This window comes from Thiothrix eikelboomii (genome assembly GCF_900167255.1).
Classification (GTDB): Bacteria; Pseudomonadota; Gammaproteobacteria; order Thiotrichales; family Thiotrichaceae; genus Thiolinea; species Thiolinea eikelboomii.
Genome location: NZ_FUYB01000003.1, coordinates 104,433 through 119,347, shown reverse-complemented (window position 1 = coordinate 119,347; position 14,915 = coordinate 104,433). Strand labels below are relative to the sequence as shown.

13 protein-coding genes are annotated in these 14,915 nt (G+C 52.9%); 6 read left to right on the top strand and 7 right to left on the bottom strand.

The features are described 5' to 3' along the window. From urtC to urtE, 3 genes are read left to right on the top strand one after another with little or no spacing between them, the layout of a single operon-like run. Positions 1-1,122 (top strand): urea ABC transporter permease subunit UrtC, encoded by a 1,122-nt coding sequence (urtC, locus tag B5D50_RS04430; protein WP_078921375.1) that lies wholly within the window; start codon positions 1-3, stop codon positions 1,120-1,122. Beyond that, positions 1,119-1,910: an urea ABC transporter ATP-binding protein UrtD gene (urtD, locus tag B5D50_RS04425; protein ID WP_078921374.1), complete on the top strand. Its 792-nt coding sequence runs from the start codon at positions 1,119-1,121 to the stop codon at positions 1,908-1,910. The genes urtC and urtD overlap by 4 nt, the downstream gene beginning before the upstream one ends. Next, a complete protein-coding gene (gene urtE, locus B5D50_RS04420; protein ID WP_078921373.1) occupies positions 1,911-2,606 on the top strand; it encodes an urea ABC transporter ATP-binding subunit UrtE in 696 nt (231 codons plus the stop codon). A 31-nt stretch (positions 2,607-2,637) separates the two neighbouring features. Here the strand turns inward: urtE and B5D50_RS04415 are convergent, their stop codons facing one another. The 7 genes from B5D50_RS04415 to B5D50_RS04390 form a co-directional block, all read right to left on the bottom strand. Then, complete coding sequence (locus B5D50_RS04415) at positions 2,638-5,370, bottom strand: DEAD/DEAH box helicase family protein (RefSeq protein WP_078921372.1); 2,733 nt, start codon at positions 5,368-5,370, stop codon at positions 2,638-2,640. After that, entirely contained in the window at positions 5,367-6,449 is a 1,083-nt protein-coding gene (locus B5D50_RS04410) for a PDDEXK nuclease domain-containing protein (protein WP_078921371.1), read from the bottom strand. Before B5D50_RS04410 ends, B5D50_RS04415 begins: the two co-directional genes overlap by 4 nt. Continuing rightward, a complete protein-coding gene (locus B5D50_RS04405) occupies positions 6,446-8,161 on the bottom strand; it encodes a site-specific DNA-methyltransferase (RefSeq protein WP_078921642.1) in 1,716 nt (571 codons plus the stop codon). Before B5D50_RS04405 ends, B5D50_RS04410 begins: the two co-directional genes overlap by 4 nt. Before the next feature lie 19 nt (positions 8,162-8,180). After that, entirely contained in the window at positions 8,181-8,327 is a 147-nt protein-coding gene (locus B5D50_RS20300) for a hypothetical protein (RefSeq protein WP_159448568.1), read from the bottom strand. A 50-nt stretch (positions 8,328-8,377) separates the two neighbouring features. Continuing rightward, the gene (locus tag B5D50_RS04400) at positions 8,378-8,629 is read right to left on the bottom strand and encodes a UPF0175 family protein (protein ID WP_078921370.1); all 252 of its coding nucleotides are present in this window, start codon (positions 8,627-8,629) and stop codon (positions 8,378-8,380) included. 69 nt (positions 8,630-8,698) lie between these two features. Beyond that, positions 8,699-11,581 (bottom strand): SNF2-related protein, encoded by a 2,883-nt coding sequence (locus B5D50_RS04395; protein WP_078921369.1) that lies wholly within the window; start codon positions 11,579-11,581, stop codon positions 8,699-8,701. Next, positions 11,578-12,825, bottom strand: a complete 1,248-nt coding sequence (locus tag B5D50_RS04390; RefSeq protein WP_078921368.1) for an ATP-binding protein — start codon at positions 12,823-12,825, stop codon at positions 11,578-11,580. Before B5D50_RS04390 ends, B5D50_RS04395 begins: the two co-directional genes overlap by 4 nt. 115 nt (positions 12,826-12,940) lie before the next feature. Here B5D50_RS04390 and ung point away from each other — a divergent pair, with 115 nt between their 5' ends. From ung to ureA, 3 genes are all read left to right on the top strand, one after another. Further along, positions 12,941-13,621 carry a uracil-DNA glycosylase gene (gene ung / locus B5D50_RS04385; protein WP_078921367.1) on the top strand — a complete coding sequence of 227 codons (681 nt, stop codon included), beginning with the start codon at positions 12,941-12,943 and terminating at the stop codon, positions 13,619-13,621. Between the two features lie 110 nt (positions 13,622-13,731). Beyond that, on the top strand, positions 13,732-14,595 hold the full coding sequence (locus tag B5D50_RS04380; protein ID WP_234975798.1) for an urease accessory protein UreD: 864 nt from the start codon (positions 13,732-13,734) through the stop codon (positions 14,593-14,595). Between the two features lie 13 nt (positions 14,596-14,608). Next, positions 14,609-14,911 carry an urease subunit gamma gene (gene ureA, locus B5D50_RS04375; RefSeq protein WP_078921366.1) on the top strand — a complete coding sequence of 101 codons (303 nt, stop codon included), beginning with the start codon at positions 14,609-14,611 and terminating at the stop codon, positions 14,909-14,911. Positions 14,912-14,915: the final 4 nt, after the last annotated feature.

Below are 14,915 nucleotides of genomic sequence, written 5' to 3'. Positions count from 1 at the left end.
ATGTTCATCACACGTATTCTGCAAAATGATCGGGGCGGGCAAATCATGCTGGCGGTACTCGCGCTGGTGTTGGTGCTTGTCCCTGTACTGAATTTGCTCGTGCCGGAAGGTAGTTTCCTGCACATGCCGACTTACCTTGTGACGTTGCTCGGCAAGTATTTGACCTACGCCCTGTTAGCCGTGGCGGTGGATTTGGTGTGGGGGTATTTGGGAATCCTCAGCCTCGGACACGGGGCATTCTTTGCCCTCGGTGGTTACGCGATGGGCATGTATTTGATGCGCCAAATCGGTGATCGTGGCGTGTATGGCAACCCGGAATTGCCGGATTTCATGGTGTTCTTGAGCTGGAAAGAACTGCCGTGGTTTTGGCAGGGCTTTGATATGTTCTGGTTTGCCATGCTGATGGTGTTGCTCGTGCCGGGGCTGCTGGCGTTTGTGTTTGGCTGGTTGGCATTCCGTTCGCGGGTGACGGGGGTGTATTTGTCGATCATTACCCAAGCGCTGACTTACGCTTTGATGCTAGCATTTTTCCGCAATGAAATGGGGTTTGGTGGCAATAACGGTCTGACTGATTTCAAGGATATTTTGGGTTTCAGCTTGCAAGCCGATGGCACGCGGGTGACCTTATTTGTGCTGTCCGGTCTGGCGTTGGCGGGTGGCTATTTGCTGTGCCGTTACATTATTAATTCCAAGCTGGGGCGTGTGGTGGTGGCTATTCGGGATGCAGAAAGCCGCACGCGCTTTGTTGGCTACCGTGTCGAGCATTACAAGGTGTGGGTGTTTACCGTGTCGGCAATGCTGGCGGGGATTGCGGGGGCGTTGTACGTACCGCAAGTGGGCATTATTAACCCCGGCGAATTTTCCCCGCTCAACTCGATTGAAATCGTGATTTGGGTGGCGATTGGCGGGCGTGCCACGCTCTACGGCGCGGTGCTGGGCGCGATTCTGGTCAATTACGCCAAAACGGTGTTCACGGGGCTGATGCCGGAATCGTGGATTTTCATGTTGGGTGCGTTATTCGTGCTGGTCACGCTGTATTTGCCGCAAGGCTTGGCGGGGCTGGTGAAAAACCTCAAGGAAAACCGCTGGTTGCAAAATTTTAGCAGGAGGGCGCAAGCATGAGCGAAGGCGCACATTTACGCCAGACTGAGGCGGGGCAACCGGATGCCAGCCACAAGGCGATTCTGTATCTGGAAGATTTGAACGTTAGCTTCGACGGTTTCAAGGCGATTAACAACCTGACGCTGTACATTGATTCCGGCGAATTGCGTTGCATCATCGGCCCCAACGGCGCAGGCAAAACCACCATGATGGACATTATCACCGGCAAAACCCGCCCCAACAGCGGACAGGCGTGGTTCGGTCAAACCGTGGATTTACTGAAACTCTCTGAACCCGAAATTGCCAATGCGGGTATCGGGCGCAAATTCCAGAAACCCACCGTGTTCGAGTCGCACAGCGTCGCCGAAAATCTGGAACTCGCCATGCACGGCAATAAAAGCGTGTGGTACAGCCTCCGCGCCCGTTTGAGCGGCGAACAGCACGCCTTGATTGATGAGACCTTGCACACCATTGGCTTGACCGACCATTATCACCAGCAAGCAGGCGCGTTATCGCACGGGCAAAAGCAATGGCTAGAAATCGGTATGTTGCTGGTACAAAAACCGTATTTGCTGCTGGTTGACGAACCCGTTGCGGGGATGACGCATCAGGAAATGGAACGTACTGCCGAATTGCTCACCTCACTCGCGGGCAAGCATTCGGTCGTAGTGGTAGAACACGACATGGATTTTGTGCGTTCCATCGCCAACAAAGTCACGGTGCTGCACCAAGGCAGCGTGTTAGCCGAAGGCACAATGGATGAAGTGCAAAACGATCAGCGCGTGATCGAAGTGTATCTGGGGGAATAAATGCTCAAAGTCGAACAACTCAACCAGTATTACGGCGAAAGCCACACGCTGTGGGATCTGGACATGCACGTCCCGGAGGGGCAATGCACCGTGCTGATGGGGCGCAATGGCGTGGGCAAAACCACCTTGCTCCAGTGCATTATGGGCTTGATCAAAGCGCGGGATGGCGTGATGCAGTATCAGAGGCAAAACCTGCTGGGGGTGGATGCGGAAAAACGTGCCAATCTCGGCATTGGTTATGTGCCACAAGGGCGGCAGATTTTCCCGCTGCTGACGGTGGAAGAGAATTTGCTGATTGGTTTACCCGCGCGGCGTGACAAGGTACGCAGCATTCCGCCGTTTATTTTCGAGCTGTTTCCGGTGTTGAAGGAAATGTTGGGGCGGCGTGGTGGTGATTTGTCCGGCGGGCAGCAACAGCAGTTGGCGATTGGGCGAGCGTTGGTGCTTGACCCGAAATTGCTGATTCTCGACGAACCGACCGAAGGCATTCAGCCGAATATTGTGGCGGAAATCGGCGACATTATCCGCAAGCTCAACAAAGACATTGGGCTGACGGTGTTGCTGGTGGAACAGAAACTGCCGTTTGCGCGGAAAGTGGGCGATCGGTTTTGTATTCTGGATCGCGGGCGGCGCGTGGCGGAGGGGGAGATGCACAGGCTGGATGATGGGCTGATTCAGCGGTATTTGACGGTGTAATGCCGCCAAATACCTGACTTTTGCATGACCGTTACTGAAACCGTCGGAAGTCGGTTAGCTGGCGGTCTTCACGTACTTCATCGTGCGGAATCAGCAAATAACGCCACGGTTTCGTGCCTTGCTCTCGCGCATAATCTGAGGCATGGCTGCACCAGCGTCTTGCCGCATCCGCCTTGGCTTGCACGTCAGGTGCTTCCATATCGGTTTTGGCCTTGGTTTCCACCATGAAAATCACGTTATCCGTTTCAGCGACAAAATCCGGCACGTATTCTGGCTGTTCTGTCCCCAACTTGTAGTAAATCTGAAATTGCCCTTTGGCGGGCTTGAACCACTTTTGCGCGTCACGCTCCAGTAGCACCGCAAAACGGCGTTCCGTGTCGGAATCAAATTTCTGTAAAGGGTACAAACATTTCTCAAAACCACCAAACAGCAGTTGCTTGATCTTGCCCGTTTCCGTTACGGTTTCACGGTAGGAACGCGGCGGCTGGTTGGCATTGGCGGTGAAGTTGCAGGCTTTTAGTGGGGTGAAACCACGACTGACTTGCACTTCATAACCGCTGGCTTTTTCCCAGAAATGCTTGAGCATTTGCGCGTGGATTTCGCGGGCAATCAGTTTGCGGTCTTTGTTCAGCACATTATGGGCTTCGTCTTCGGACAGGTAAGAGCGCAGGTGCTGCACCATTTGCCCTGCGAGGTCGTAGAGGATTTCTTTCTGGCTGAAGTAATCAATGTCGTCGTAATCCAGCAGAGCGAATACGATGTAATCTTCCAGCCGTTCTTCCTGTTTGCCAGCGGCGGCTTTGAGGTGGAATTGTTCGTGGGTGCGTAGCATCTGCCCGACCAGTTCGCGCTCGCCCGGTTGCAGGTGCAAGCCGCTCACATCCAGTTTGAAGGGGTGGAAGCCGGTTTCGACTTCGCCCGTTGGATTGACTAGGATGCGCGGGATGTCGATGGTTTGTTGCACCATGACGGTGGTGGTTTTGGCAACAATCGCGGCAAGGTCGGCGGCATGGTCAGCGGTGAAGAGTGTGCCTTGTTGGGGTGTCAGGCGTTCGCGGACTTCGGCGGCAATGGCTTGTTGGACGTCGGCTTTGAGCAGGGCATTGCTGGTGGGGACGAATTCGCGGTTGGCGGCATAGTTGGCGGCGACTTCGGCGACTATCCACATTGTTTCTTGTTCGGCAGAAGAAACCCCCTCTAACTCCCCCTTATCAGGGGGAGAACTGGAGGTGCCACCTTCTTGTTCCTCCCCTGATAAGGGGAGGTTAGGAGGGGTTTCTTTACCCAGCATCGTTGCGTAGTTGGGTTTGACTTCAACGCTGATCTTTTTGTCGTCTGCCGTGGGAGCATCCAGAATGATGCGCTGGAGACGGATCGGCGAGTCGCCCTTGTTGGCTTCGTCGATGATGTCCTGAAAGCGGTCGTGGGCAACGATATTGAGACGGTCGACGGCGGGGTTGCCGGTGCGTTTGCCATACGGCAGGCGCAGGCCGCGCCCGATGGATTGTTCGATCAGGGTGCGGGCGTTGGCAGCACGTAGCGGCACGATGGTGTAGAGGTTGGTGACGTCCCAGCCTTCCTTGAGCATATTGACGTGGATAACAATTTCGGTAGGTTCGTTGACGTTTTCCACTGCCAGCAGGCGGGTGATCATTTCCTCTTCTTCCGCGCCGGATTTGCTGCTATCGACCTGAATCGCTTTGCCTTGGTAACGCCCCTCGAACAGGGTTTGTACCGTGGTGAGCAATTGCGCGGCGTGGGTGGTGTCGCGGGCGATGACTAGCATGAAGGGTTTGATGATGGGAACGCTATTCTCGCGGGCGTAAGTGATCAGTTCCACCTTGGTGATTTCGTGCAGGCGGATGCCGTCTTCCAGCTTGATGCGCTCAATGTCTTCGGGGTTGTGGTCAGCGGCATTGAACCCGCGTTGGGTGACGACGGCAGGTTCTTTCACAAAGCCGTCTGCCATTGCCCGTGCCAAGGGGTAATCCATCACCACGTTTTTGAATGGCACGGAGCCACGGCTGGTTTCCACAAACGGGGTGGCGGTGAGTTCCAGACCAAACAGCGGTTTGAGTTCGTTGATGGAACGCACCCCGGCACTGGCACGATAGCGGTGTGATTCATCCATCAGCAGCACGAGATCGGGCAGCGTTGCCAGATAGTTGAAATAGCTGTCGCCCAGCACTTCCTTCATGCGCTTGATGCGCGGTTCTTTGCCGCCACGCACTTCCGAGTTGATCTTGGCAATGTTGAAAATATTGATGGTGACGGGCGAGAGCCAACTGACTTGCCCTTTGCCTTGGGCTTGCACCTGCGCTGCGCGGTAGTCGTAATTTTCGCCCGTGATGATTTCCGGTGGCTGGAACACGAAATGGTGGATGCCCTTGAACACGTATTTGGGCGTATTCGGGGTGAAATCGGCAATCAGCTTGTTGTAAATCGTGAGGTTCGGCGCAAGCACAAAGAAGTTGTTGATGCCGTAAGCCTGATGCAAATAGGTGATGAACGCGCCCATCAGGCGGGTTTTGCCGACACCCGTTGCCAGTGCAAAACACAGCGAGGGGAATTCGCGCTCGAAATCTTCCAGCGTGGGGAATTGCGCTTGCAGGCTTGCCAGAATGCCGCTGAGGTCACGTTCGCCGGTTTGGTTCATGGCGGGGGCGGTTTCCAGCGCGGTTGCCAGCTTTTGCAGCGATTCGGCTTGCGGTGGGCGCAAGGACAGGCTGGTATTGATCTCGTGCAGGGTTTGTTGGCGTGTCATGGTGTTTCCCCCAGCAGCATTAGTTGGTTAAATTCACGCTGCAATTCGGCTTGCAGTTGTGCTTCAGTGGGTAGGTAGAGCTGGTAACGGCTAGCAAAAATTTGTTGGTTGTGTTCACCCAACACGTAACGCACGACAGCATCATTTTTTTCACTGCACAGGATCAAACCGATGGTCGGGTTGTCGTCGCTGCTGGCTATTTCACGCTCATAGTAATTGACGTAAAGCTGCATTTGCCCCAAATCAGCGTGATTGAGCTTACCCAGCTTGAGGTCAATTACTACATAACATTTGAGTTTGACGTGGTAAAACACCATGTCAGGGTAGAAATGGTCGCCATCCAAGGTTAAGCGTATTTGCCGCCCGACAAAGGCAAAGCCGTTACCCAATTCCAATAGGAAATCTTGTAGTTGCGCCAATAACGCTTGTTCCAGTTGGCTTTCGTGCCATTGAGGTACGTCTGGCAAGTTGAGAAATTCCAGCACATACGGGTCTTTAATGACATCCAGTGGGCGAGCAGGCTGCAAACCTTGGTTGGCAAGTGCCAACATTCCTTCTTTATCGCGGCTTTTGAGCAGACGGTCAAATAGCAATGAGGCAACCTGCCGTTCCAGTTGGCGGGCTGACCAGCCGTTGCGCAGTGTTTCGATTTCGTAAAAATCACGCGCTTCTTGCCGATCGACTTTTAACAAAGTGCGGTAGTGTGTCCACGATAAGTTGGGGTGTAATAAGCCTGCTTTCCATTCACTATCGTTTGATTGATCCAATTGGTCACGCAGTGCGTGGCTTTTTGTGAGTAGTAACGGATAACTTAGAAAAAACAGACGCATGTATTTGAGTGCCGATACCGAAAAGCCGCTGCCGTATTCGTCCGTTAGCTCTTTTGAGAGTGAGACTATCAGGGCTTTACCGTATTCTGCACGTTGCTCACCGCCTTGTTCGGCTTCCACAATCTGCTTGCCGATGAGCCAGTTAGCGCACACATGGGCAGAATTAACGGAACGTACCGCTTGCTGGCGAGAGGCTTCCCAGATGTCACGAATGCGGGTGATCAATTCAGCGTTGGTCAGTTCGTTCATGATTCATCTCCAAACAAGCTGGCTTGTGTGCCGCTGGTGTTATCTTGTTGTGGGTCGGATTTTAATCCGACTTGTCGGGCTGAAGCCCGACCTACAGGCGTGGGTTCATCCACGGGCTGTGCCATTGGCAGGTTGGCGACGTTGAGGCTGTAGTCGTCCTTGCCCCATTCACACAGGTGCAAAATGCTGTTGGGGATTTTTTTCAGGGTGAGGTTAGGCCAAAGGCGGCTGGCTTCTTCGCCGCTGATGCCGCGCCATGCGGCGGCGATGATTAGCAGGGAACTGTGTTCGCCGACTTCTTCCGCGAGTGCTTGCAGTTGCTCGAAGGACAGGTTTTGGGTGGTGGCGTAGAGGAAACTGCGTTCGGTGGCGTAGCCTTGTTGCCAGAACACGGTTTCGGAGGGGGCGTAGGTGTAGCCGTGCTGTTTGCACAGGGCTTCGCTCATCATGGCGGCGTTGTAATCGGGGTTGATGGTGAAATTACCCCAGCGGTCGCGTTCCAGCAGGGAGGGCGCGAGTTTGTAATAGCGGAATCCGCCGCCGCCTGCCCAGTTCATTGCTTTGCTGATGCCGCCTTGGTCGCTGCCGTCGATGACTTTTTGCAGGCGCGGGATGATGTGGGTGTGGCAGTGGTCGCCCAGTTCCACCATGATCCACTTGCGCCCCATCTTGTGCGCTACCGCGCCGGTCGTGCCGCTCCCCCCAAACGAATCCAGCACCCAATCCCCCGGTAGAGTTGCCAATTCCAAAATTCGTTTTATGAGTTTTTCTGGTTTTGGAGTTGAAAAAGAATCTTCTAGATTAATTGCTTTTACTTCTTCTCTAGCTTCATGGTTATTTCCCACTTCTCCATGTAGCCAAACGGTTGGTGATGGTGTGCCAGATATTTTTAACTCACTCAGAAATGTCTTACGAGATGGTGCAGTATCACCATTTACACCAAACCAGATTTCATTATTTTCATCCATTTGGCGTAGTTTCTCAGCAGGAAACCGTGGTGAATTTCCTCTTGGAGGAGACCACGTATAGCCATTTTTGAACGTAAATGTAAATGCTTGTTCTTTTTCTGACCCTGTTCTTTTCGCATATAAAGGTGTTGCTTTCCATGCCCCTTTAGGATGATTGTCTGGGTTCGTATAACGCTTATCCATGTCCTCACTTCTAGCTAAACGAAATGGTCGCCAGTTCTCTTTATTTATTGCATAAACCAACACATGGTCATGATTATCAGAAAGCCATTTTGCATCATTGGCAATAGTATATTTTTTTTGCCAAACAGCATTGGCGACGAAGTTTTGGCGACCGAAGAGTTCGTCGCAGAGGACTTTGAGGTAGTGGCATTCGTTGTCGTCGATGGTAATCCACAGCGAACCATCGTCGGAAAGCAGGCGGCGGATGATTTCGAGGCGGTCACGCATTAGCCCCAGCCAGATGGAATGTTCCAGCCCGTCATCGTAATGCGTAAACGCGCTGCCCGTGTTGTACGGCGGGTCGATAAACACACATTTGATCTTGCCGGTGAACTCGGCTTCCAAAGCGCGTAAGGCCAGCAGGTTGTCCCCGAAAATCAGGCGGTTGTCGAACTGGTCGTGGTCGGTCACGCGGGTGGCGGCGTGGTGGGACTTGGCGGGGTCTTCCAGCAGGATGCGCGGTTCGAGTTTGGGGCGGTGGGATTTGCCGATCCAGGTGAGTTCGAGTTTGGGCTGGGTCATGGGGGTCTCAAGTTTGGAATCATTCGTGATCGCTATTTGTGCCACCACCTAATAAACCACCTGCATCCCGTTGGTCAAGCTCCATTTTCGGTGTAGATTGCTTGATCATCGGTTTGCCAGCGTCGGCAAAGTGATACCCTGATGGGTTCTCCTGATTTTTTAACATGTTCGCTGGTTTATTTGATGTCTTCAAAAGATTTGGCAACAATGGCGGGCTTAATCATTCAGCAACTCATCTGCGATCTGATCATCGCTCAGATGGACAACTGGCACTTTCAGCCGCCCCAACTCAAACATGAAGCGCAGTTTGACCATGCCGCAGAATTCGGCAGCTTTGCCCAGTGACAAACGGTGCATTTCAAACAGCTTAACTGCCAGCAGGAAACGTAATTCCTCTTCCAGTTCTCGTGGTGCTTTGCCGGATGTGACCAACAGGTCATCGGCATAGGGTATTGACAGGCTGTGCATAGTAATTTTTCCCCGTGAGTGTTGGAGTTAGTGTAGCGTAGATACCTGATACCTCAAAATATCAGGCAGCTACACCAATTCCCATTCGATAGTAAACAGAATCTGTTCTTCCACCCGCTGCTGCAAGCGGTCTTCTAGTTCTGTGATCAATTCATTGCGCTGCTCGTCGATGTCATCCTGCCGCCGGAACAGTTCGCGGCGTGACTTGCTGCGTTTGGTTTCGAGTTCGCGCTGGCGTTTCTGCCAATGCAGCTTTTCATCCAGTGTGGGCGCAATCGCAGCGGTACGGCGCACTTCCTTGATTTCGCGGTCAATGTCCTTGATTTCCTGTTCCAGCCCCAGCTTGAGGTCATCCGCCCAGCCATCGAGCTTTTGCACTTCCTGATCGAAATAGCTCAGGTTGCGGTCGTTGATTTCACGCAACAAGGCATTTTTACGTTGTGCAAGATCGTGTTGCAGCAATGGGCTGTCAGGCAAATCTATCGGTGTCGCCGTGACCATTGCCGGGATGCGTAACAGTTTGTCGGGGTCATCCAGTGCCAACACATTGCCGTTATGGTCAACTGCCGCCACCAGCAAATGTTGTTCTTCCTGTGCCAGTGCAGAAACGCTCAGTAACCGCGCTTGCAAAATGCCACTCGTCCCCCGCACGTTTTCCAGTGTTGCCAGCCTTGTGCCATACGCTGCGTAATCAAAACGCAAACGGGCAGGTGGCAAATGGATTTGTTTGGCTTGAGCCAGCAACCATTCTGCCAGTGGATGCCCCAAGCGGTAGAGGTGCGCTTCCCCAGAACGGCGCGGCAATTCATAACGTCCGAGTGGCACTTGTCCTTGTAAGGTCGAGGTAGGCAGGCTTTGCAGATTGAAGCCGTTGTCACCACTGAATTCAGCGTGGGTAGCGAGTGCGGTACTGGTCAAATCCATCAGCATCCGCTCGTAGCGGCTGAGGATAGTCTCGCTGTCAGCGGCATGTTTCTTCAGTTTGGCGTGGACTTCTTCATCAAAGTTTTCGAGCAACAACTGGCGGGTTTGTGTCATCGCTTCCGTGATTTCGCCTGCCAATTCTTGCTGGAGTGCGGCAAAACTGCTGCGAATTTCTTCCGGTTTGCGGCAGGTTTGGTAGATACGGGCAATGCGGCGTTCAAAGTCGATCCCCGAACCAATTGCGCCCAACACTTCATCGCTTGCACCGAATACACCTTCAAAAAGCTGGAATTTCTGCGCCAATAATTCATACACACGTTTGTCAGCTTCATTGCTCAAATCGACAAAGTTGACTACCACTACATCGTGTTTTTGCCCATAACGGTGGCAACGCCCAATGCGCTGCTCAATGCGTTGCGGATTCCACGGCAAATCATAATTGATCACCAGTGAACAGAACTGAAGGTTGATACCCTCCGCCCCCGCTTCGGTGGCAATCATCACACTGCCTTGTTCGCGGAAGAAATCAACCAGCGCGGCACGGGTATCCGCCGTTTTTGAGCCGCTAACCTTATCCGTACCGGCATGACGTTGCGCCCATGCCTTATGGATTTGCTGGGCTTGGGTGTCGCTGTTTGTACCATTGAATAGCACCAAGCCTGCACCGTAAGAGGTATCCCGTAACAGGTTTTGCAGATAGCTTTGGGTGCGTTTGGATTCGGTAAAAATGATGGCTTTTTTTGCCGCCCCCAAGCGTTCCAGTTCCTTGAATGCCTTAGCCAGCGCCAGCAACAGGGCTTGCCCCTTGCTGTTGTCCCGAATCTGGTCGGCTTTTTCCTTGAACAGACGTAGTTCTCCCATTTCTTGTTGGATAGCTTCGCGGACGTTGAGTGGCTTGTCGTTTATCTGGTCTTCGTCATCCCATTCCTCAGCAGTTTCATCCATCGCCTCATAGTCATCATCCAATAGCGTTGAATCCAGCTTGTCTGGGTCATCCAGCGTTGCTTGCAAACGGTTTGCCATTGTTTCCAATGCCCCCGCAATCGCATGGGTAGACGATGCCAACAGTTTCCACAACACCAGTGAAATTAACTGGCGTTGACCATCCGGCAAGGCTTGCAACTTGGGGCGGCGCAAATACTCGGCAACCAAATTGGAAAAATCCCGCTCATCCTGTGTCGGCGTGAACTCTTCCAGAATCGGAATGCGTTTGGTGTAAGGGACGTATTGTTGGACTTGCCGCCGTAGGGTTCGCTTGCAAAATGGGCTGATACGGTGACGCAAGTTTTGCAGCGTCGTTTCGCGGTTGGCTTGTCCAAACTGAGTACGGAAACTCTCCAAATCACCAAACACCCGATCATCAATCAGGCTGACCAATCCATACAGTTCCAGCAAGGAATTTTGTAACGGAGTGGCAGTCAGCAGGATTTTGGAATGGACATGCGCCAGTGTTTCCTTGAGGGTGCGGGCAATGACATTCCCGGTTTTGTAAACGTTGCGCAGACGGTGAGCTTCATCCATCACCACCAAATCCCAATCCACCGCTTTTACGTCTTTAGCCTTGCTTTTGGCAAACTGGTAAGAGCCAATAATGATGTAATCGGTATTATCAAACGGATACCGAGTACCCGCTTTTTGCAAGGTGTTATAGTTTTTGCTTTCCAGCAGCAGACAGGGCAAGCCAAATTTGTCCTGTAACTCCTGATGCCATTGTTTGCGTAGATTGGCGGGAACGATGATCAATATTCGGCGTTTGCGTTCTGCCCAACGTTGCGCAATGACTAGCCCCGCTTCGATGGTTTTACCTAAACCGACTTCATCGGCGAGGATGACACCTTTGGATAAAGGATTTTCGTAGGCAAACAAGGCAGCTTCAACCTGATGTGGGTTAAGGTCGATTTGGGCGTTTACCAGTGTTGGGGCAAGCGATTCGAGGGAGTTGCTTGCGGCATGACGAGTGAGCTGCCATGCGTAGTATTGGGCTTGGTGAGGAGTCAACAACAGGTTTGGAAAACTTTGGGTCATCATGGATTCTCTAAAACGGGCAATGACTGCGCATAAATGGTTAGACACAGCTCCAAATCACTGATCGACTCGTATTTCGGCAATTTACCAGACAGTTTTTCGCTTTCCCGCAGCAGCATTTCCACGCCGAAACCGCGCCTATCCATCAGGTAGCTTTTGCCCAAGCCGACTTCATCAACCGGGTAATAACGCGAAAACAGGCTGGCGAGGATTTCGTTACGCGGTACCGACAAACGGCTCATCGACTCCAACGATAAGGTGTTAGGCAATGCGCCCGGTGAATGGATCTCCAGCCGATCGGCAAACATAAACAAACGGATGCGTTGCGCGTGTAGGGAATAATCCCGGTGCGCCACCGCATTCACAATCGCCTCAAATACTGCGCCCAAATGGTATTGCGGGTAATCCACGCGCCCCAAAGGTTTACGTGCCGCAGTGGTCATGTTACGGCGCACAAAGTGGAAAGCATCTAGGATTTGCCTATCCAATGGTCCCCGGATTTCCTGCGCATCCAGTTGCTCATTCGGATCATTGCGCAAGCCGCTATGGGCGACAGCAAGAATTTCAGCATTACGTAACCACTTGGTTGGGTCTAACGTACAGAGCAAGACCCCCGCAATGGTGGGCAGGGCTTCACCCTCACGATTGTCAATCAAATGCAGCCGTGCCAATTGGGTAATCACATCACCTTGGTCAGGCTTGAGAAAACGGCGTAATAACAATGCGTCAAGATCATCGAAACGGGCTTTGGGAACAACTTGCTCCTCAAAACGCACGATTCGCGCCTGACTACGTTGCTGAAATAAACGCGCCAACATATCCGGTTGCATTTCGCGTTTGGCGTGACCAATACGTTTGAAATAGCCATTCGCACTTTGGTGTACCCACAAACTGCGCGGCACTTCCGCGACGATCACGGCTTGTAATTGTCCGCTTGCATCCGGTAATTCGAGATGATGGGTAGCGATTTCCAGTGGGGGCTTGATACGATCCGTGCAAATAGCGGTCAGCCATGTTTCCACTCGATCCAGATGTTCGGCGGGAATCCCCGTAACAGCACGGGTTTTATCATCGACCCCAAACACCATCAAGCCACCATTGGCATTCCCCATTGCAGCCAATTCATCCGATAGACCATCGGGATGTGGCTCAAGATTTTTGCCAGCGTCTTTAATGTGGATCTGTTTGAGTTCCAGCGTGGAATCTTCGCCTAAACGAATGCGCTGCATGAGGTGGATCGGGTTCATGGCATCTCCAAACAGGCTATTTCTTAAATGTTGGCAGTATAGCGTAATGTGAACGCTGTCACCGCTATGCTATAACACATGCCCCGCGTCTGCTGAACAAGGTAAACCCATACCCATGCAAAACACCACTCTCCCCCCAAGCTGGCAAGCCGCCATCGGTGTAGAATTCACCAAACCTTACCTGCTCGCCCTGAGCCATTTTCTGCAATCCGAAGTTGCGGCAGGCAAACAATTCCTGCCCCCGCCAGAACAGCGCTTCAACGCCTTGCAAAGCACACCACTGGATCAGGTCAAAGTCGTTATTCTCGGTCAAGACCCATACCCCACGCCCGGACACGCTCACGGACTGGCATTTTCCGTGCAACCCGATGTTGCCCCATTGCCGCGTTCACTGCTCAATGTTAACCGCGAATTGCAAGATGACCTCGGCATTAACAACAGTCACACTGGCTGCCTGCAAGCGTGGGCAGCGCAGGGCGTGTTGCTGCTCAACACCGTACTGACGGTAGAAGCAGGCAAGGCAGGCAGCCATCAAAAACGCGGCTGGGAAACTTTCACCGATACCATCATCCAAGCTGTTAGCGCCCAAACTCAACCTGTAGTGTTTGTCCTGTGGGGCAATCACGCGCAGAAAAAAACCGTACTGATTGACACTACCCGCCATTGCATTCTTGCCAGTGCGCACCCCTCACCCTTATCCGCACATCGTGGCTTTTTCGGTAGTCGCCCCTTTTCTCGTGCCAATGCATTTTTGCAGGCCAATGGCAGAGCACCTATAGACTGGTTATTACCCTAAGCACCGAATCTCTTCCACTTTCTCCTGACCCTATAAACTTTTGGTACGAAATCTGCATCTTGTCATTTCAGTTTCTTCATTGTTTGCCAAAAAGGACTTGTGCCTATGTCATGTTACCGTTTTCTCATAGCTTGCTATCTCGCACTGTGACTGAAGCTGCTATGGCTCAAGGCTGGCAAGCCGAATTACGCCTCTGTTTCGTGCAGCGTAGCACTAAAACCGTGCTTGCCAGCCGTTCCCAGCGCGGGCCATTGGCAGTGCAGCGCCCCTTCTACCCCGAAGGAGAGGTGTGCCATGCTTACGTATTGCACCCGCCCGGCGGCGTGGTGGGTGGTGATTGTTTGCAGATGCACTTTCAGGTCGCATCCAATGCCCATGCCTTGCTGACCACGCCGGGCGCAACCAAATTTTACCGCTCTGCCGGATTACAAGCGCAACAACACCAACATTTCCACGTTACGGACGGTTGTCTGGAGTGGTTGCCGCAGGAAAATATCTTTTTCCCCGGTGCAAATACCGCCTTGCACAGCACGATTCATCTGGATACAGCGGCGCAATACATCGGCTGGGAAATCCACTGCCTAGGATTGCCAAGCATTGGCGAACAATTTACGCACGGCAAGACCCTGTTCAAAACGGCTGTTTACCGTGCGGGCAAACCGCTGTTGCTGGATCGCTTGCTGATTGCCAGTGAAGCCGACTTGCACACCGCCGCCGGATTGCGTGGACAACCTGTCATGGCAACGCTGTATGCAACTCCGGCTACCCCTGCACTACTCGAAGCCGTGCGCCCGCATTGCCAAGACATTGCCAACGGCAGTGCTGGCGTAACCTTATTCAATGGTGTGCTGGTGGTGCGTTACCTCGGCAATAGCACCGCGCAAGCGCAGCGCCTATTCCGGCATCTGTGGCAGATTATCCGCCCCTTGGTCACGGGACGCCCCGCCACACCGCCGCGCATCTGGAATACTTAGGAGGAACAATACAATGGAACTCACCCCCCGCGAAAAAGACAAGCTGCTGCTATTCACCGCCGGATTACTCGCTGAACGCCGCAAGGCGCGTGGCTTAAAACTCAATTATCCTGAAGCGATTGCCTACATCAGTTGCGCAATTATGGAAGGCGCACGCGATGGGCGTTCAGTCGCTGAAATGATGGATTACGGGCGAACGTTGCTGACCCGTGACGACGTGATGGATGGCATTGCCGAAATGATCCACGATGTGCAGGTGGAAGCGACTTTCCCTGACGGCACGAAACTCGTCACTGTGCATGACCCGATTGTGTAAGGAG